Source organism: Rummeliibacillus pycnus, from assembly GCF_044359855.1.
Taxonomy (GTDB): domain Bacteria; phylum Bacillota; class Bacilli; order Bacillales_A; family Planococcaceae; genus Rummeliibacillus; species Rummeliibacillus pycnus_A.
Genome location: NZ_CP132291.1, coordinates 4,185,436 through 4,206,453, shown reverse-complemented (window position 1 = coordinate 4,206,453; position 21,018 = coordinate 4,185,436). Strand labels below are relative to the sequence as shown.

Genomic DNA, 21,018 nt, shown 5'->3' with positions numbered 1-21,018 from the left:
AATATGGAATACTTTCTTCTATTAATAATTCATTTTTTCGTTTCACTGTAGAATCTTAATCATCAAATTTTGAGGACTTAAAACGTCTCTAACGTGGCTACAATTCATTTTTCGTGAATTGAGTTTCATATCATTATTTATTGTTGTATGATCCATACGGTCCTTGAATAGTATCAAAAAAATGTTAAAATATTGTTCATAATCATGATTTTTGAAATAAAGGAGAGGTTTTTTTGACAAAAAAAATGAATAAAGCAATTTGTATTTCAATGATGACAGGGTTACTAGGAGCCGCTACGGTTATGACATTCGCTGATACATCAACTGCTTCTGCAAAAAGCTTATATAACATAAAAAGCGGAAAATTAATTTCCATTAAAACAGGGAAAATGGTAAGAGGATACAAAGTCTTTAAGTCAATCTTGTTTAAGGATGGGAAAAAATATACAGGGATTTACAAGGGGGTACGATATAAAAGCGGCAAGAAGTTAACAGGCACTTACAAAGGGTACCAATATAAAAGTGGCAAGAAGTTAACAGGTGCTTACAAAGGAATCCAATATAAAAGCGGAAAAAAATACACAGGAACAAAAGATGGGATATCTTATAAGGAAGGTAAAGTTGTCTCAGCCAAAAATGTAAGTACAGTTGACAAAACCACAATTGTCTATGTACAAGATAAACAATTACTTACAGCATTAAATGATGTCTTAGGTCATAAAAATCTATCTCAAAATATCAAAGTAGCTGATTTAAGAAGTTTAAAAGGAACATTATTCTTGAATGGAGATACAGATGAAAGAGAAACCTTTGGGATGTTCGATATTGAGAATATTCAACCGCTCGCATTCTGTACAAATATAAGCGAATTATCTATTGCCAACAATGCGATTCATAATTTATCCCCACTTTCAAAACTAACAAATTTAAAAAAATTAGATATTCGCTTCAACAATCTACAATCGATTGATTCACTCGAAAAATTAGTAAATCTAACTGAATTAAAAGTGTCAGGAAATACGTTAAAAGATGTCATAATCCTCAGCAATATGACTAAATTACAAGTATTAGATGCGTGGAATAATAAAATTGAAAACTTAGATGGTATTGATCATTTATCAAAATTAGAAACACTCAATCTAAACGATAACAAAATCAAAGATATTTCAAAAATTACCCATTTACAAAATCTAAAAGAACTAAATTTGTCTAACAATATGGTAAAAGATATTCATAAACTAAGTGAATGTAAAAACCTAGAGACCCTTTACTTATCTCATAACAGCATTTTCTCAGTAGATGGATTAGAAACATTAGCACATTTAAAAACACTATATATAAATAATAACTATTTGACATCAATGGCTTCACTTGCACCAATCACAACTTTAACTACGCTTCACATTGAAGAAAATGAAATTCCAAAAGCATCAATCCTTCCAGTTGGAACATGGCCATCTATGCAAGATTATTCAAATGATTCGAATAACTAATTAACGAAGCCCCCTCCCCCTCTCTACCATTCTGAGGGGGTTTTTCATAGTCTAAAATCACTGTTGTTTCGAGAATATTTTGGTTTCTCAACAAGAAACACATTTCTTACCACTTATTCGCTCGATTGACCAACTTATTCGCTCTATTTTAAATTTTATTCGCTCATACAGCAATTTAAGTCTTTCAAACTTCTCTAGATCCACTTGCTTAAATACAATCTATGAGCAACAAAATACACAAAAAAGACCGTCGATGATTATCATCGGGCGGTCTTTTAAATTTGATCTACTTGATTAAATTAATACCCATCTTAGCCCCAACCTATATTCGTTCCCCTATGCAAACACTCTCAATTTATCATTCAATTTTTGGTAGATGATTTTCATGTATGGTTCGCTGCATTTTTCAACTGCTTCATCTAACGTCATCCATTGAATGGCGCTATTTTCATCGGGTTTGATTTTCGTTAGTTCGTTTTCATCTGCCTCGATCAGATAGGTCACGTTAAGATGTACATGTGTAGCAACTTGCTTGCCCTTTTTCACATGACCGTCTACTCCGAGAATTTCCATCGAGTAGATTTCTTCAGATAAAGGTTTGATATTCGTTAAACCCGTTTCTTCCCCCGTTTCCTTTAAGGCAACGTGCAAAAGATCGGAATCCCCATCTGCATGCCCCCCTATCCAAGACCAAGATTGATAAATATTATGATATGCCATCAAAACTTTTGTGTGATTGTGATTCACAATCCAAGCAGAAGCAGTGAAATGGGCAAATTCATTTTCTCTCGTTAAAATATTGGAAAATGTATCGATATACTGCACCATAACGTCCCGTTCTTTTGCTTCTTGCTCATTGTAAGGTTGATAAGCAACTAGTTGATTTCTTAAATTCAAATGTCTCGGCCCCCGTTAGTAATTCTTTATTATCATTTTAATTGTAGCTTTTGAATAATAATTGGTCAAAATCATCTTGCAGAGACTCGTGTAGATTTGTAATAAAGATTGATTTAATTAACGTTTATTAACATTGATATGAGAACAAGTGCACTTCACCACAAAGAATGAAAATGGATACCCATGTCTATACTGTTTCTATGGCTGGCGAAGAAGGTCGATTCACTATGTATGGTGCCATAGAGCCCGTCCGTTAGTCTGACTCCAACTTCTCGATGCATCACAGACTGACGTGCCCTAAATGGGTAGCACTTATGAGAGATTAATCCTTTTTGGTAGTTCAGCCTTACCCTTATTCTAATAGAAGGATGATGCTTTCATTTTTCAATCCAACTTAATAATGATATTACTCAGAGGCTCGGCCTTTTTTAAAAAGTGGTTTAAGCGGGGCTATTTTATCAATTTCAATTTCCAACCTTTTTTAAGTAAGAATTGTTGCTGCTGCTGTCATTAATTAAGATTGGTCGAATCCTTGAAAGACTACCATTCAACACAGCTTCTCTAACAGTCATTCCTTCTTTTCGTTTTCGCTCCATGTTAGTTTCAACTATACCTATAAGCATGAGCACGCCGATTAATTGCAAGGAGAACAAAAATTTATTCATTCTATATCATGGCTTTTTAATAATAACGGAAGAATATACAGAAAATACTACTTAAATAGGGACAATCTGTAATCTTCAGGAGGGCTACCTTGTTCAATCAGATAGTAAAAACTTTACCCAATTTATTTACGATTGGAAATTTATTATGCGGTGTTATTTCAATTACCTTTATTATGAGTGGCTTTTTAGAAGTAGCCTCCATTTTTATTTTCCTTTCGGCTATTTTAGATTTTCTTGACGGAAGGATTGCGAGGAAATTAAAAGTGAATAGTGAACTTGGCGTAGAATTGGATTCCTTAGCTGATATTGTTAGTTTCGGAGTTGCTCCTGCACTACTATTTCATTCTATTGCAACACCTTCAATTTTAACTTCTTTAGCATTTATCCTTTTCCCTACGATGGGAGCATTAAGATTAGCTAAGTTTAGTGTTAAACCAACGATTGGGTATTTTAATGGATTACCTATTCCAGCTGCTGGACTAACATTGGTTGGAATGGGAATGTTTTCATATAGCAATGCATGGATTACCTTAATTCTCGCACTCTTAATGGTAAGTCCAATTAGGATTAAAAAACTTTAATTTTATTGGCCATTGTAAAAAACGTAACCTTTTCGAAAAGGGAATAGTTTTCATAGGAACCTTTCAAATACACGAAAAAGGACACTTTCCTTACTACAGGAAAGTGCCCGATTGCTACCAAGAATTCCGTGTACCGCACCCATTCATCTGGAGTCTTGCCAGAAATAACAATATTTCAATTATTGTTATTTTCCCCCTTTTCTTCAGCCATTGCTGCAGCTTTAGTAGGGTGAACAGTTCCAAACGGATGGTTAGGCGGAGTATAGATTGAATAAAGTTTTAGCGGAATACTTCCTGTATTTGTTACGTTATGCCATGTTCCAGCAGGGATAAAAATGGCAAAATCATCTTGGACATTTCTTTTAAAGGTTAAATTATCTTTACTCTTGCCCATTTGAGCTACCCCTTGACCCTGCTCTATACGTAAGAATTGATCGACATCAGAATGTATTTCTAGTCCAATATCTTCTCCGGGATTTATACTCATTAATGTTAGCTGTAAATGCTTTCCTGTCCATAAAGTAGTACGATACATATTGTTTTGCTTTGACGCTTCGTTAATATTAATGACGAATGGGTTAGCTCCATTATCAGTGACCATTTCTTTATCTTGAAACATGCTGATTCTCCTTAATTTAGATATATCATTAATTCTTGTTCGGCTTGTTTTGCTGCTTGGGCATATCTTTCAAAAATTGCTTTCAACTCAGAATCCGTACAACTCACTGCATATGTTCCAATTTTTTTGTTACGTTTCTATGTCCAACGATTAGCTTCGTAAGTGTTCTACTTCTAGTTCAGTTAAATTATTGTTCATTATTTCCCCTCCTTTATGTTAATAAATTCTCCCTTTTTTTATATTTTATACCCTATTGTTTTGACTACTACTGTTAGTTACAGCTTAATCAATTTATATAAAATTTTAACTATCAAACCCAAACTATCTAGAATGGAATCTGGTCACTTCATTACTTTGAGGAAATAATAGATCAGCTACCTTTTAAAAATTATCCTGATGGTAATCAAGATTTACTATTCTTTGAGTCTTATGGCAAGGGATTCGATATGCTTATAATGGGGACTCGGTACATCTTAAATTCAAACCTTAAACTAATCGAAACTATAGAAGGAATTAGAATTATCATCACATCAGGATTTTAATCAAACTTTATTACAAATTATCAATCTTTATTATAAACGTTCAGACTTTTTTATTAATTATCAAAATTAATTCAAAAGCTACAACTCGTGAGTACTAAAAAGGTCATCGCGAAATCACACATAGAAAAGCGAAAAACCCTACTGACTTAATAACAAAAGCCCCATACTGAACTGACCCAATAAAGTTAGACAAATAGTTTAGGCAGCTTCTAAGACCTGAGTTCGGTATTCTACTGGACTTAGGTCTATTAATTTTGCCTTCATTCGTTTGTGATTATAATACTCGATATAATCATGTAGTTCTTGTTCAAAATGTTCCATACTCTCAAAATCCTGAAGATAAAGAAGTTCAGATTTTAACAAGCCAAAGAAATTTTCAATGACGGCGTTATCTAAACAGTTGCCCTTACGGGACATACTCTGCGTAATGTGGTGTTCTTGTAGGGTCTTCTGATACTTCTTCATTTGGTAATGCCATCCTTGATCGGAATGTAGAATTACTTGATCTCCTGGTTGAAGACGATTAATAGCTTGATCTAACATCTCTCCAACAAGTCGATAAACAGGACGGCTCATCACTTTATACGCAATGATTTCACCATTACACAAATCTAACACAGGTGATAAATAACGTTTCTCTCCGAATAGATGAAATTCCGTAACGTCTGTTACCCATTTTTCATTCATTTTCTTTGCCTTAAAATCACGTTGTAATAGATTTGGTGCGATTCGACCAACGGTCCCTTTGTAAGAACGATATTTCTTTATACGTACAAGACATTTTAAGCCCATCTGATTCATTAGACTATTAATTGTTTTAGGATCGTGAGTATAACCATATTTCTTCAATTCTTTAGCTATACGACGGTAACCATAACGACCTTTATGTTCGTGGTAAATCATTTTAATTGCTTCTTTTACTTGTCCGTATTTATCAGTTTGATCTAATCGATTTTCCCAATAATAATACGTACTACGGGGAATGCCAGCGACTTTAACCAACTCCACAACGTCATATTTATGCTTTAGTTCAACTATTACTTGCGCTTTGATTTTGTTTGTAATTTTTCTTGCATTTGAACTAAAGTATTTAACTTTTTTAAGTAGGCGTTCTCCATTTCTAAACGCTTTATCTTTGCTTGTAAAGCCTCTAGCGAGCCTTCATCTGATACTACAACTTTTGATTGCATCTTATTCGATTCTTTTTTCATTGGAGGGCGCCCCTTTTTCTTTGGTTCTAGCGCATCCAGCCCCTGTGTTTTTAATAACCATTCCCATTTATAAACTGTACTTGGAGAAGAAATATTAAAATTACTCGCTGTTTCTCGAAGAGAAGCGCCTGTTTCGTTCATAAAATTAAGTACGTCTAGTTTAAACTGAACAGAGTAAGCTGTATAGTCTTTTTCAAAACCATTCATTCCTTGGGCCTCAAATAATTTTACCCAGTTGATAACTTGAGATTTGGTTGAACCAATACTTTCTGCAATCTTTTTATAACTTTCAGTTCCATTTAAATAACGTTTCACTGCGTCTAATTTTGTCTCCATTGTAAATTTAGTCATAAAAACACCCCGTAAATGTTAGTTAGTGTCTAACATTTACGGGGCAGTTCATACCTTCTTATAAGGTATGGAGCTTTATTATTAAGTCATTTGTAAAATGAGTATCCAAACATTAAATAACATTAAAACAAGATATATTATCATATACCTTTTTCTAAATTTAATTTTTTTAGAATAAATAATATATAAATATATAATATTTAATATAATTAAAAATAATAGATACACATCAAACAATTTATACATTTTACTGCCTCATTTTTATCTGGGCTTAACTGAATATACTGATGCCGCTCTTGATGTTGTAAGCCATATATTCATGCCATTCTTTCTGAAGACATATAAACTTTTTTATAGTAAAATTACAGTTTTTTCACATAAATTGACTTAATATAAAGGGCGCCAAATCCATCAGCTTTTCCTTCTAAATCGTGTCCATCTACATCAACAAAACGGATATTTTTTACTTTCGTCCCTACTTTAATATTCGAAGTTGCACCTTTGACGTTTAAATCTTTCACAACGGTTACGGTGTCCCCTTCTGTTAAAGGATTTCCTACGCTATCGCGAATAATGCTCGCCTCTTCTGCTTCTTGTTGCTCATGTGCTGTCCATTCGTGTGCGCATTCCGGACAAACGAATAATGCTCCATCTTCATAAGTATATGACGATTGGCATTGTGGACAATTTGGAATTTGTTCCATCTTCTTTCCTCCAATTGATTCTTTTTCCCCTCTAGCTTGCCATAAAATGCTCAATTCTACAATCTATTTCTACAAACGTCATAAAAAAGATATAAATTCCACTAAATAATGGGTTCGGTTAATAGGGGGGAAAATACTAATAGATGAATAACGCGTTAATTAGCAGTTATTTCGAGATTAAATTGGTAATATAAATGGCAAATATAAAAACGCTCAAAATCTGAGCGTTTTTTTGACGAATTAATTTCTAAGCTAATTTAACTAAAGTCCCATTAGTTAAGTATCACAGTTTTTTTAAATGAAATCCCAAGATAACTATATTTTATATGAACCTTATTTATTTCCTTGTTATGAGTTACACTTATTCCATAAATTCCATCATTTTTAGAAGCAGTTCTGTTATCTAATTTTTCAAAGTTAGAAGAAGGAGCAGTGCCTACTTTGATAGCTACATCTTCTATATTCGCAAATCCATATTTTCTTGCCTCCTCGTTGTTATAATTATCCGTTATGATAAAACCTTTTAACGCATTACTAACTTGGATTTTTGTTTTTGAAGGAATATCATTATTATTCACTGAAACATCTAATATTTTCACTTCTTGAAAGCCTTTATTACCAATTCCAACAACAACTGATTCATTATCTTCAGTTGAAGTAATTGTACCTATCTCTAAGGGTGGATTTAATTTCACTAAGAAATAAATACCACCTATTATTATCGCTAAAATTAGAACTAAAATCCAAAGTTTCTTCTTCAAATTTCCCCCATCCTTTGCATTATCTCTCTTCCACTATTTTAACATAATTTTCCTAACCTCCTTCAAAAAAATAAGTTCGCTTGTTTATAAGCGATCTTCCTTAACTAAAAAATTATTTGGATTAAAAAACAAAATGTTTACCTTTATGTATATTAATGTAAAAATATATATATAAAATTTTAAGAGGTAGGAACTAACGTAGTTATTGGGAGCAACTAAACTTACTTCATATCAAGCTAAACACAAAACCATAGGAGTAAAACTTATTGCAGTGTCTGGTATTACTGATGGTGGCAAAACACAAGTACTCCCTGATTTCTCAGTATCTTAGTGAAAAAACAAATTAATACAAGGAAGTGTTATAATGATCGAATCTAAAGATTCATGGTTTTTCATTTATGATACTCAGTTTTTAGTAGGAGCAATTATTATAATTATTCTATTGGTAGCATTTATTATTTTTTCAATTATTAAAAGAAGGAAAAAACTAAACAATTGAGTTTAAACATTCAATAATATTTATTTAATTATTAAAAAGTTATCATACCAGTCATATTAGAAATTGCGTATAATCAACATCATCTAGCTGATGAAACAACAATTATACAAGAATCTAAGGAATGGGAAATGATAGTGTTTAATGATCATAATATCATCTTATTTAATAATCATACTGGAGAATATTGGAAGACTCCTGAGGAGAAAAGGAACAGTCCAAGAACCCTGCAGGAGCGTAGTGAAGCGGATTGGCGCCCGCCCGCGGAAAGCCTCTTTATTGTTGCAATTCAGTAGTATTTACAGGAAGATAAATTTTCTCCGGATAAGTATAATCTCCATACTCCTTGTTATTAATCCGAATATAATTTTCTGTCTCACTCGTTATGATGTTATTTTGTAACGTTTTTTTATTTTCTTCACTTAACGTATTATAAATTGGTTTGTATTCGCTACCTGTCTCTGTATTTTTCCAAACCATAAATTGCATTGCTCTTGGTACTGCGATAAAGGTGTTCTTTTGAATGGTTGGATTACTTACGCCACTTAGCAAGATACCACGGGTTGTATCGTATAGATTGCTTTTATCTCCAATATTCGTAATTGTATTGTTTTCGATAATCGGATTAGACCAATTCATTACGCGGATGGCATCAGAGCGCATATTTTGGATTGTATTATTTCGTATCACCACATTTTTATGTAGGCTGCCTTCTGAATACTTATGTGTCCCGATAGCTCGATCTAATCCATCAAATACATTATTTGTGATGACAACATCGTTATTGGCTTGCTTATCATACTTACTCCAATTATGTGTGAATCCTTGAGTCGAAAGGTCTGGTGTATCTAGATTAATACCTTCTTTGTCATGGCCATCCATATGTAGAGAAGATGTAAAGGAAGAATTCTTGATGACTACATGATTAGAAGCATCCAATTCAATAAAGTGACCACCATTCATATTTTTAAATTGAATATTATCAACCGTGATATTCTGGTTGTGCCCCATGACAATGCCTAATGTTTTCAAATCGTAGTTTAAATCGATTGTAGCCGTCCCTTTACCAATAAGTTGAATATTTTTTTCTCCTTCAAACTTTCCATACACATGCTCTTTTTGAGCTTTCGATGGTCGAACAAATTGTAAAATAGAGTTTGATGGCATCATTTTTTCAGTTCCAGTATCTGTACCTTTTAAGATTGTCACACCATCTTCAAGCTGGATGGTCACATTGGAGGGTACATATAAAGCATTCGTCACTGTATAAGTTCCCTTTTTTAAAATGAGTTTACCACCGCCTGTTTTTTCTAACTTTTCAAGATAAGATCTTAACATGTAATAAGTTTTCGTATTGCTATTATATGTAGAGAACTTCGTCATTTTGGAATCTAATGTTTTCGTTTTTGTCGTTACTGTATAGGTTGGCTTTGGTTGAGCCTTTGCCTTTGCCTTTGCCTTTGTCTTTGCCTCTGCTGTTGAAGCTATTCCCATAACTAATAACAATACTGCTGCGAGTATCACAATCGACAAAGTAGATTGCTTCCAACGTTTAATATTTCTTTTCTTACAACTTCCTACTATTAAATTAGTCAAAATGAATCCCTGCCTTTCTACCTAATTTTAATGCATAGTAAACCCAAATTCCATGGATTTAATTGCTACAATTATTGCATTCCTACGATTTTTTTAGTATAACTTACATTTTCATTATGTTCTCTATAAAATACATAGATGCGTAAATTCATCCAATATTTGATCAAATATCTTACAATTAATGAGATTTCAGAATTAGCCCAGGTACTCATAAACCGCAAAAACTCTAATTCCTTCACCTTTCAATCTCAGGATATAAAGCTTTCATGCATTTAAAAGATAGAATTTCATGACATATTTATCATGAATAAAAAAACGCAGCTGATAAATCATCAGTTGCGTTTTTTGAATTGCTTTATTGTACCCAGTTGTCAAATATCATAGTTTCATTATTTAAGCATTGATAGCTCATATTAATAATAATGAATATCCTCTAACACATATTTCCCATTTTTTAATTGATTAAATTTAAGGTAAACTGTGACAGTATTCATTGGACTATAGTTTTTTGGTCGGAAATTATATGAAAAATTAGCCCATCCATCTCCTTTATATGTGTCATTAATTGTCACTTTAGAAGTAGTTACTTGCATAACAGCTTTCGAGTAACTTGATAAAGAACTTTTAGAATTTGCTTTTCTGTTTGCTTTTACTCTTTGTTTGTAATTATCTTTTGAATATTGATGTCCAAGTAAATAGTTTGTATTTGTATGTGCTGCTACGTGTTTGTCAACATATGAATTAAAAGCTGTTGTCTTCCCATCTTTAAGAGAACCACCGTAAATTTTAATCAGTTTTGCAGCTTCCGGTTTTAATTCGTTTTTCACTGTACTCATTTTAAAATTTTTAGGAAGTGTTAGTACTCCTTTTTTCGAAATAGTAGTCGCTACAGTTTTTGTACTTGTAGATACAGCTGTTGCATTCAAGGTTTTTGCTCCAGCCCATGTTGTGCCAAATAAAAGACTACCTGCCACAATCGTAGAAATTAGCATACTTTTTTTGAATAAATTTTTCCTTTGTTTAAACATGTTTAAATCACTCCTATTTTTCTGATAAAATCCTATTTTGATAAACATTTGTCTATTTTATCACAAAAAATCTAATTTCTACCTTCTCAAATAAAATAAGTATAAATTACTCAATTACTTATTTTTTATATAAATCGATGTTCTTGGTTTTGTTTCATCAAAAAATATATTTTTCATTGTCTATCGTTCAATTTTCATATTTTAAGCTATTCCATTTTAACAGATTGACTTTTCAATATTTAGATATGGATGTTCCGCTATAGAAGGCGCTTTCCACGGGCTTGGCTTCAATCTCCTCGTCACTACGTTCCTGCGGGGCTTTCAGCTCAAGCTTTTCCCGTAGGAGTCGCCTTCTTTCGCTCCACAATGAATAAAATTGGATATCATTAATATTCGTATATTCTATATAAAATATTGGATTTTAAATATGATTAATATGTGAATTTAGTTATAACTTAAAAGTTATTTTTACCATTTAACTACTCTATTTTTACTAAATATTTTATTGGACAAAAGACTTTTTTTCATTTTATTTGATGGATTTCGAGGTATAATATTACTATATATTTCTAAAAAAGGAATGAGTACTTTTATGTTGAGAGAACACACAAGATATTCTCGTCTTGCAAATATTACGAAAATGATCAACACGAAGCTCGATTTACGTGAAGTGCTAAACCAAGTAACAGCCGCTATATCTGAAGAAATTGTTCAATGTCATTCTGTCTGCATCTATTTACCACAACAAGATGGTTCATTTAAGGGGTATGAAAGAATTGGAAATAAGTTAGGTCTGCAAATAATTATCCCTGATAGTGATTTGCTCGTAAAAGAAGTCATTGAAACAAAGAAAACAATCTATATTCCGGATACATCAAAGGATCATCGCCCTGACCCACGAGCTTTGGAAGAATTTCAGATTCAATCATTATTAGTTCTACCTATCGCTTTTGAAGAAGAGTTATTCGGTCTTGTCTATTTATTCGATAATGGAATACCTATGTGCTTGTCTGAAACAGAAATTCAAACGATTGAGGCATATGTGAATATGGCTGCGGTTGCTATTCAAAATGCAAACAATTTAACTTATAAAGAACATCTTATTAAAGAAAAGCAGTTATTGCTTGATGCAACAAGTGATTTAGCAATGTGTTCAACCATGCAAGAGAGTCTTGATAAATGTTTTTTCTATCTTGTTCAAGTTTTAAATACAAATAATATCGGTATTCATTTATTTGATCCGGTGTCTAGAAAGAGATTTAAGCCAGCAACCATAAGTAAAGAAGGTGACTGGACAGAAGAAGAATGGCTCACTATACATAAAAAGGCAAATGTTGACCTAAGCAACGATGCTGTAATGCAAGAAGTATTTAAAACAAAAAAAGCCATTTTCATACCTGATGTCTATAAAGATGAAAGACCTAATCACGATGCTTGTCGTGAATTTGGTATGAAGAGTCTACTAATGCTCCCTTTAAACTCAATGGGTGTGAATTTAGGACAAATATGTGTTGGCATTCTTGAAGAAGAAGAAATTTATTATACAGAAACGGAATTTCAACTAGCCCAGTCCATTATCAATGCGACAGCATCCACTTTATCAAATCTTCTATATATGGAGAAGCAAGCAGTCATTATCGAGGAAAGTACATCGAAAATAATCGTGAAAAATCAAGAACTTGAAAGTGTTGTAGCAGAATTACAACAACTAAGTCGAGAGAAAGAATTACTACTCAACTCTGCAGGAGAAGGAATCTTTGGATTAGACCTTAATCGAAAGATTACATTCTGCAATCCAGCAGGAGCACATATGTTAGGTTACGAAACAGAAAGCGAATTAATCGGAAAATCTGTAAGCACTATTCTTGGAGATCAATCAGAAAGACCCAAAAATATTTTAAAGCTTAACCCGAATAGTTGTATGAAAGAAGGGAAATTTTTTAGAACAGACAATTCCAGCTTTCCTGTTGAATATGTTGTCTCTTTAATCAAGGAAAAAGGTGAAATTATAGGTGAAGTTGTTACATTTAAAGATATCACGCGAAGAAAGCAATTGGAAAAAGAGATCACGTACCAGGCACATTTTGATAGCTTAACAGATTTACCTAACAGAATTCTATTAACAGAAAGATTAACTCAAGGAATACTGTATGCACAAGAGAATGCGGAAAAAGTAGCCGTTTTGTATCTTGATTTAGATCGTTTTAAATATATAAATGATTCACTTGGTCATAGTTTTGGAGACCTATTACTAAGTGAAGTCGCTAGTCGTCTTCGAGAATGCGTACCGAACTCAGCAACATTATCACGTCAAGGTGGAGACGAATTTGCTATCTGTTTACCCCATATCCAAAATGAAAACGATGTCTTACAAGTTGTTAATCGGATCATAGCTACTTTTGCTAAGCCCTTTAATTTACTAAACAATGAAATATATATAAAGACGAGTATTGGAATCAGTCTATACCCTGATCATGGCGAAACGACTGAAATTTTAATCAAAAATGCCGACACAGCTATGTACAAATCAAAAGAAACAACAGGGACTAGTTATCACTTCTTTAGTAAAGCCATGGATATAAAAACCTTTGAAAATATTAAATTAGAAAATGATCTTTACAAAGCTTTACAACAAGATGAACTTGTTCTCTTTTATCAGCCTCAAATCAACTATATAACAGATCAGCTTGAGGGCGTTGAAGCTTTAGTAAGATGGAATCATCCAGAACATGGAATAATACCACCAGATAAGTTTATTCCGATTGCGGAAGAAACAGGTTTAATCGTCCCGATTGGTGAATGGGTTCTTACAGAAGCTTGCAAACAGATAAAAGCATGGCATAATCAAGGTTTTCCATTAAAAAGTATGTCCGTAAACTTATCAGTACGTCAGTTTGAACAAAACAATCTATTTTCTATCGTTAAAAACGTATTAGACAAGGTGGGACTTTCTCCTGAGTATTTACATCTAGAGCTAACAGAAAATCTGATTGTTAAAAATACAGAGTTAACCTTAAAAACAATGAAACAATTAAATAGTTTAGGTATTAACTTAGCGATTGATGATTTTGGCACTGGCTATTCATCTTTAGGATATCTAAAAAAATTGCCCATCTCTACTTTGAAAATTGATAAATGCTTTGTTCAAGACATGATAAGGGATGAAGCTGCAATTACAAATACCATCATTACCTTAGCTCGAAATTTAAAGCTTAACGTGATTGCTGAAGGTGTCGAAACAAAAGAACAAGCAGAATTTTTATCTTCTCATAACTGTTATTTGATGCAAGGGTATTTTTTCAGTAAACCATTGGCTGCGGAGGATTTTGTGGGAAAATATTTTTCGGATAATTCTAAATTGATTAAAATATAATTTATTTCTAGATAAAAAATACGAATATTATTTGCCTGATTTAGAACAAACGATTAGCTCTTCATTACACTACAGACGGACGCTTTCCGCGGGCTTGGCTTCAATCTCCTCGTCATTACGTTTAGGGCACTGAAAAACGATTTTACCCCTAACTTTTATAGTACAAATCTGCTTTAAGTGAAGTGGAATCAGCTTCGCTTTCCGCGGGCGAACCGACGAGCTTCGTCGCAGAGAAAATCTCGCTCCGGGGTCTCTCTGGCTCGCTTTCCCGCAGGTAAAGATTGCTCCTGCGATTACTCGTCGCAGAAAATTCTTCTTGCTCCTTGAGCAATAAGAATTTTCGCTGATTCCACTTCATTAAAAATTGCATCACAAAATTTTATTATTAATATTTCCCTGCATTTAAGCTTTTCCCGTAGGATTAGAATAAGCCCTCACTGAATTAACACCGCACGAAGTAAATACGAATGCATTTTCGAGGATTCGTCATCCTCCGCTTCATAGACAATGTTCTAATTGAAATGGCATATAACGATGGCCCACTTAATGTTCGTGTACTTTATTAAATCTTTGCATTATAAAATTGATTCAGATATAAATAAATCATGAAAGTTACTCAAGATTCCCCTTCTCTATATGGCTCTTTGCAAGCTTTGAGTAAGATTGCAAAGGTACTAGCTACAAAATTAAACATTAGAAAACCTCACCAATATTGAACTGCGCCCCAATTGTTAGACACCATCTAACAATTGGAGGTGCAGTTTTTTTATGGTCAAATATACTGCTGAAGATAAATTACAAGCTGTTGAGCGTTACTTAAGTGGAAATGAAAGTTCTCATGAAATTGCTAAGTCTTTGGGGACTGATAATAAAGCAATCCTTAAATGGGTGAAACAATTTGAACATAATGGGGTAGACGCTTTTATTAAACGATGTACAACTTACACACAAGAGTTTAAACTAGATGTACTAAATTTTATGACTGAAAACGGCACATCTTTAAACGAAACGGCAGCTATTTTTAATATATCTGCCCCTTCCACTATTACTGTTTGGAAAAAACAACTTGAAACACATGGTATAGATGCTCTTCAGTCAAAGAAAAAGGGGCGTCCAACGATGAAAAAAGAAGTATGGAAACAAACAAAACAAGTACCGGCTTCAGGGTCTGTCGAAGCACTTGAAGAACGAATCAAACAACTTGAAATGGAAAACGAGTATTTAAAAAAGTTGAATGCCTTAGTTCAAGACAAGGAAATATCACCAAACAGGACAAAGCACAAGTAGTCTATGAGTTAAGGCATAAATATCCGGTGAAAGCACTTGTAAAACTCGCTGGCATTCCACGAAGTACTTACTATGATTTAGTAAGACGTATGAATCAACCAGATCCAGATGCCGATTTAAAAGCGAAAATAAAGGCGATTTATGAAGAACATGAAGGGCGTTATGGCTATCGCCGTATTCGTGACGAGCTAGCGAATCATGGGCAGAAAGTAAATCATAAAAAAGTTCAACGCATAATGAAAGGGCTTGGTTTAAAATGCCTTGTACGTATGAAAAAATATAAATCCTATAAAGGAACAGTCGGTAAAATCGCACCGAATCATTTAGACCGCCAATTTAAAGCAGAAGCACCAAACGGAAAATGGGTTACGGATATTACAGAGTTTAAATTATTTGGAGAAAAGCTGTACTTATCACCTGTTTTAGACTTATTTAACGGTGAAATCATTACGTATACAATTGGTTCTCGCCCAACGTATTCGCTTGTTTCGGAGATGTTAGAAAAGGCTTTAGAGCGCCTACCTGAAGCGCATCAACTACTGATGCATTCGGATCAAGGTTGGCATTATCAAATGAAGCAATATCGCCATACCCTTGAATCAAAAGGGATTGTCCAAAGCATGTCTCGTAAAGGAAACTGTTACGATAACTCTGTCATGGAGAATTTCTTTGGAATTATGAAATCTGAATTTCTTTATATGAGGGAATTTGAAAGTATAGAGCATTTTAAAATAGAATTAGAAAAATATATTAATTACTATAATACGAAACGGATCAAGGCAAAATTAAAAATGAGTCCGGTGCAATACCGAACTCATTTTACCCAAGCTGCCTAATGAAATAATTGTGTCTAACTTTTAGGGGTCACTTCATATCTACTTTTGCTGGTGAGGTTTTCTAATATACTTTTCCTGCGAATACTAACTTCTATTAAATACAAGCGTGTTGTTTAGGATAAAATAGGAAGAATATTCTTCTATAATCTTACTTTCAAGATGCTTATGTCTCATTGTTTATTGATTGTAGCGGAGGATTGCTCGACTCCCGCCGGAAAAGCGTGGCAGCTGAGTCCCTCCAGGTAGCGCTTAAGGAACAGAGTCTAAGAACGCCACATCCTGTTGCCCCGAAGCGGCTCAGCGCATGCCCGCAGGAAAAGGATCAATCCGTAGTGGGTATCGGTTGATCATCCGTTTTTAATGAATAATAAACACGCATGATCAAGATATAAATTAAATTGTAGTAAGATTTACTCCTCTTATATCAAATATAGCTATAATTTTGCTGTTGTGATGCTTCAAGTTTAAATAATAGTTCATCTGGTGATAATGGTTTACCACACAAGTAACCTTGAATATAATCACAATCAAGTTCAGCTAAAAATTCAAATTGATCGATTTCTTCCACTCCTTCAGCAACGATTTTCAATTTAAGATGTTTTGCCAAAGAAATAATCATTGAAATAAGTAAAGCGTCTCTATCATTTGAGTGGATATTTTTTACAAACGCACGATCTATTTTCAAACAATCAATAGGAAAATCCTTTAAATACGATAATGAAGAATAGCCAGTTCCAAAGTCATCGATTGCGATTTTAACTCCTAACTGCTTTAAATTATGCAACGTCTCAATTGTATAATGTTTATCCATCGTCATACTTTCCGTAATTTCAAGTTCTAAATAATCCGGAGACAAATGCGTTTTTTCCAATGTATCTTTTACAATCTCTACTAAGTTATGTTGTAAAAATTGCCGAATGGATAGATTAACAGCCACGCCCAAAGTTGAAATTCCTTCATCATGCCATTTTTTGGTTTGTCTACAAGCCGTCTCTAATACCCATTCTCCAATTGGAACAATAAGACCCGTTTCTTCTGCAATTGGTATAAAAGTAGCTGGAGAAATCATCCCTTTTTTTGGATGTTTCCATCGCAGCAAAGCCTCTACAAAGTCAATACGCCCTGTACTTACATCAACCTGTGGCTGATATTCCAAAAAAAGTTCTCCATTTTCAAGCGCATTATGCAAATCATGTTCAAGCAACAGACGCTCTTCAAGATGTTGTTCCATTTTTGGTTTATAAAATACGTAACGTTTCACTTCTTTTCGCGCTTTACGCATGGCAATTTGTGCATGTTTTAAAAGCTCTTCAATGCTTTGCCCATGATCAGGATAAATAGTAACACCAATATTTAAATTAACTTTTAACTGAAAATGTTGAATCTGAAATTGTTCTTTCATAACCTGATGAATTTGATTACAAACTTTAACTATTTCCTCTTGCTCTTTTACCTCTTGAAGGATGATTGTAAATTCACCACCACTTATTCTACTGATAAATATTTCAGTTGGAAGTGATTTACGTAAGCGATGTGAGACTTCTTGTATTATTGTATCTGTAAATGTTGTACCAAGCGATTCATAGATGACCTTAAGTCGATCTATCTTTATCATCAGAATAGCTGTTTTTGTATCTTTCTTCTGAAGCTCTGTCGTCAGTAGTTCATTTAAGAGCCTTGAATTTGGTAATCCTGTCAATTCATCATGAAAAGCTGTATAGTGAAGAGATTCTTTAGAACTTTCCAATTTAGCTTTCGTCTCTATTAACAACTTAAAAGGCTCTTCCACTGATGAATAATATAGTGCCTTTAAGAAATAGTGATAGCTCACTAATTGAAGTACATGTCCGATAAAATTTCGAATATCGTTTACTTTAAAATACGAAGTAAACATCACATCACCAAGAATCATAAAGATTGACCCTATTATAATCATTGTTTTTTCAATTAGACTTGAATTTCTATTTTTCCACAAATACACAATCAATGTAATTTGCAATAGAAGAGATAGAAATTGAAGGGACTTCTTTAATAAGGTTGGACCCACACCATCGATGAATAGTGGTGGAAGTAAATTGTTTGTGTTGAAAACCAATATCATCCAAATTGCTGCGTATAAAAATGCAAAACCATATGTAATCCGACGCTGGGCAGGCCTAACCTTTTTGGGCTTCAATATGTATATGATCAATAAACCAATAGGTAATGTTAAACGGCCAATGATATAGAACCAAGTAGCTGAATATGGTGAACTGTTTTCTATAAAAAATGGCATGCCTTTATAGGACAGCGTATGAATCATTTCTATTAGTCCTAATGCGAGAAAAAGTGCTCCAATATACAATCGTCTATTCGATAAAACATAAGGAACAATCAACCATGCCTGAATAGCAATAGAAAAAGACGCAACAATAATGAGTATTTCCATCATCAAATGAATACCCACATAATTTTTTTCTCCAAAGATACTATAGAAATGATTATTATATATTAGGACTAGCGAAAGAAGAATAAGTATACACACTAGTTCCCATCGGTATTTTTTAAAAAAATCAAGAATGTCCATATTATCTCTTTATCTCCTTCAACTTCACAAAATAGAAATGCCAATTAATTACAATTTATTAATTGAATATAGCTATTTATTCCGTAAAAATCAACTTTAACAAATACATTATACCTATAAATAATACAATATTATATAAATAATATAATCATTTTCTTGAATTACTTATTTTTTTCACGTTTTAGTCATTAATTAGCCACTAAACGACACTTAGTTTTACATAATAAAAAAACCGTTGATACTTATCCATCAACGGTCAGTTAAAAAGCTAAAGAAATATTAGTAGTTGTAGTCGTAAAACTTTGGCACTTTCATCCGAATTAAATCTACCTATTCTAGGTTCTACTATTTTTTCATCGCAAACGCAGTACCCTTGACTCTACTCAAAACTAATTAGTGCAATACACTTTTTTACTTTTAGGTTTAAAAATTTTACATCAAGTATCCTCAGATTGACTTGCTTGCTCTGAAATAGCATATACGTCATGTCATATTCTGAAACAAACTTTGTACTATGCTTTTGAGTTGATAACCCACTCTACTTCAATTCCCCGATTATCCTCTATTTATTAGCAAACAAAAAAGGCACCCTATAAGGATGCCTTTTGTACTTAACGAATAAACGTTTTCGTAAGAATTAAAGTTTAGTTACGTTAGTAGCTTGTGGTCCGCGGTTGCCTTCTTCTACGCCAAATTCAACTTTTTGACCTTCTTCAAGTGATTTGAAACCTTCACCTTGGATAGCTGAGAAGTGTACGAATACGTCGTTTCCGCCTTCAACTTCGATGAAACCGAAACCTTTTTCTGCGTTAAACCATTTTACTGTACCTTGTGTCATTTAAATGACCTCCATTATTGTTTATTAATAATTTATCTTCCAATAGATAAAAAAAACGCCTATTAAATGCGATCGATACAAATACGATCACTTTTAACAGGTGAATGCTTTGTTTCCGATTAGCCGAATTAATTATTACATTCATTGTATAGCAGATATTACCATGAGTCAACTATAAAATGAATTTTTTTTGCCAAATATAAAATCTTTTTTAATAAGGCTACTCTTTCTTCTCTCTAAGTATGAACGCACATATCTATTGATGATCATTTTTTGCATACCTGAGTGCCAATCAAAGCTGCTCTAAATATCTTTTATCCCAATTTTAATTGAATAATAGACCTCATCAAAAAGGGACTAAAAAGAATAGCCTTTTTAGTCCCTACCTTCTCAATGTTTTGTAAAGCTGCCAATATCAGTACCTTTGACTCCACTCAATGCTATCCAAATTATAAAACTTGTTATTTTTTTGGTTTAAACGTTTTACAACAAGTATCTGCAGAATGATTAGCTTCTTTAGAAATAGCGTGGAAGTCAAAATCTGAAGCAAACTCTGTATTCATTTTTGGGGAGCTGTAATCCATCTCTACTTCAATTTTTTCAGCCCCACAGATATTATCTTCCTTATGGAAAAAACAATCTGATACAGTACAGTTTACCTTTACATTTGGCATAGCGATCCTCCTCATTGATTTTCATGAAAAATGTAGAAAAGGATTTTCAATTCCTCTTCCATATTCCTCACAATGTATTTTAACCATTCGGAGGTTTTTTATTTTCAATTGAATCAATTTCATAAATCTTTTCAATATTTGGAGCCTCAAATCTCGCCCGCCGAAAGCGCCGTATGGAACGGCATACTAAGTAAATACTTAAAATGATATATTATCCCGAATTATTGAGTTGTTTAATTAGAAAATATTCATATTTTTTTACTAAAAAAGCATTTATGAAATCGACTCATTCAATAACCAAATACAAACAATTTTATTAGTTCTAAATTACCGTTGTTTCCGCACCATAAGAAACAAGAGTAACGACCCTGTTTTTGTCTAATTAGGACGAAAACAAGGTAAAAATTAACTATTAAATTAATTTTTAACACCACATTAATATTAAATATGCTATATTCTATTTTGAGTTAATTAGTCTCAAAATTGGCAAAAGGATGGGT

13 protein-coding genes and 1 pseudogene are annotated in these 21,018 nt (G+C 33.1%); 4 read left to right on the top strand and 10 right to left on the bottom strand.

Features of this window, described 5'->3' with window-relative positions:
- Nucleotides 1–233: 233 nt before the first annotated feature.
- Nucleotides 234–1,493, top strand: coding sequence for a leucine-rich repeat domain-containing protein (locus Q8X41_RS20540; RefSeq protein ID WP_397538109.1), 1,260 nt, complete (start codon nucleotides 234–236; stop codon nucleotides 1,491–1,493).
- A 336-nt stretch (nucleotides 1,494–1,829) separates the two neighbouring features.
- On the opposite strand, the gene Q8X41_RS20535 is transcribed toward Q8X41_RS20540, so the two are convergent.
- Nucleotides 1,830–2,390, bottom strand: coding sequence for an NUDIX hydrolase (locus Q8X41_RS20535; protein ID WP_397538108.1), 561 nt, complete (start codon nucleotides 2,388–2,390; stop codon nucleotides 1,830–1,832).
- A 754-nt stretch (nucleotides 2,391–3,144) separates the two neighbouring features.
- Between Q8X41_RS20535 and pssA the strand changes: the two genes are divergently transcribed.
- On the top strand, nucleotides 3,145–3,636 hold the full coding sequence (pssA, locus tag Q8X41_RS20530; protein ID WP_397538107.1) for a CDP-diacylglycerol--serine O-phosphatidyltransferase: 492 nt from the start codon (nucleotides 3,145–3,147) through the stop codon (nucleotides 3,634–3,636).
- Nucleotides 3,637–3,811: 175 nt separating this feature from the next.
- Here the strand turns inward: pssA and Q8X41_RS20525 are convergent.
- From Q8X41_RS20525 to Q8X41_RS20500, 6 genes and pseudogenes are all read right to left on the bottom strand, one after another.
- Nucleotides 3,812–4,228, bottom strand: a pseudogene (locus Q8X41_RS20525) (cupin domain-containing protein); the annotation flags it as partial.
- A gap of 767 nt (nucleotides 4,229–4,995) precedes the next feature.
- Nucleotides 4,996–6,359 (bottom strand): IS3 family transposase gene (locus Q8X41_RS20520; RefSeq protein WP_397538106.1). Its coding sequence is split into 2 segments (ribosomal slippage): nucleotides 4,996–5,885 and nucleotides 5,885–6,359, totalling 1,365 coding nucleotides; the frame shifts between segments, so codons are not numbered across the junction.
- Between the two features lie 362 nt (nucleotides 6,360–6,721).
- A complete protein-coding gene (locus Q8X41_RS20515; protein ID WP_397538105.1) occupies nucleotides 6,722–7,063 on the bottom strand; it encodes a zinc ribbon domain-containing protein YjdM in 342 nt (113 codons plus the stop codon).
- Between the two features lie 272 nt (nucleotides 7,064–7,335).
- Nucleotides 7,336–7,824: a hypothetical protein gene (locus tag Q8X41_RS20510; RefSeq protein WP_397538104.1), complete on the bottom strand. Its 489-nt coding sequence runs from the start codon at nucleotides 7,822–7,824 to the stop codon at nucleotides 7,336–7,338.
- Nucleotides 7,825–8,596: 772 nt separating this feature from the next.
- A complete protein-coding gene (locus Q8X41_RS20505) occupies nucleotides 8,597–9,916 on the bottom strand; it encodes a right-handed parallel beta-helix repeat-containing protein (RefSeq protein WP_397538103.1) in 1,320 nt (439 codons plus the stop codon).
- A gap of 413 nt (nucleotides 9,917–10,329) precedes the next feature.
- Nucleotides 10,330–10,944 (bottom strand): hypothetical protein, encoded by a 615-nt coding sequence (locus Q8X41_RS20500; protein ID WP_397538102.1) that lies wholly within the window; start codon nucleotides 10,942–10,944, stop codon nucleotides 10,330–10,332.
- Nucleotides 10,945–11,536: 592 nt separating this feature from the next.
- Between Q8X41_RS20500 and Q8X41_RS20495 the strand changes: the two genes are divergently transcribed.
- Both Q8X41_RS20495 and Q8X41_RS20490 read left to right on the top strand, forming a co-directional pair.
- Nucleotides 11,537–14,317, top strand: coding sequence for an EAL domain-containing protein (locus Q8X41_RS20495; protein ID WP_397538101.1), 2,781 nt, complete (start codon nucleotides 11,537–11,539; stop codon nucleotides 14,315–14,317).
- 768 nt (nucleotides 14,318–15,085) lie between these two features.
- Nucleotides 15,086–16,440, top strand: a protein-coding gene (locus Q8X41_RS20490; RefSeq protein ID WP_397538100.1) for an IS3 family transposase whose coding sequence is annotated in 2 segments (ribosomal slippage) — nucleotides 15,086–15,539 and nucleotides 15,539–16,440 — 1,356 coding nt in all. Because the reading frame shifts where the segments join, the coding sequence is not laid out codon by codon here.
- Nucleotides 16,441–16,864: 424 nt separating this feature from the next.
- Here the strand turns inward: Q8X41_RS20490 and Q8X41_RS20485 are convergent.
- From Q8X41_RS20485 to Q8X41_RS20475, 3 genes are all read right to left on the bottom strand, one after another.
- On the bottom strand, nucleotides 16,865–18,886 hold the full coding sequence (locus Q8X41_RS20485) for an EAL domain-containing protein (protein WP_397538099.1): 2,022 nt from the start codon (nucleotides 18,884–18,886) through the stop codon (nucleotides 16,865–16,867).
- 757 nt (nucleotides 18,887–19,643) lie between these two features.
- Nucleotides 19,644–19,844 carry a cold-shock protein gene (locus Q8X41_RS20480; protein WP_397538098.1) on the bottom strand — a complete coding sequence of 67 codons (201 nt, stop codon included), beginning with the start codon at nucleotides 19,842–19,844 and terminating at the stop codon, nucleotides 19,644–19,646.
- Between the two features lie 461 nt (nucleotides 19,845–20,305).
- Nucleotides 20,306–20,518 (bottom strand): DUF1540 domain-containing protein, encoded by a 213-nt coding sequence (locus Q8X41_RS20475; RefSeq protein WP_397538097.1) that lies wholly within the window; start codon nucleotides 20,516–20,518, stop codon nucleotides 20,306–20,308.
- Nucleotides 20,519–21,018: the final 500 nt, after the last annotated feature.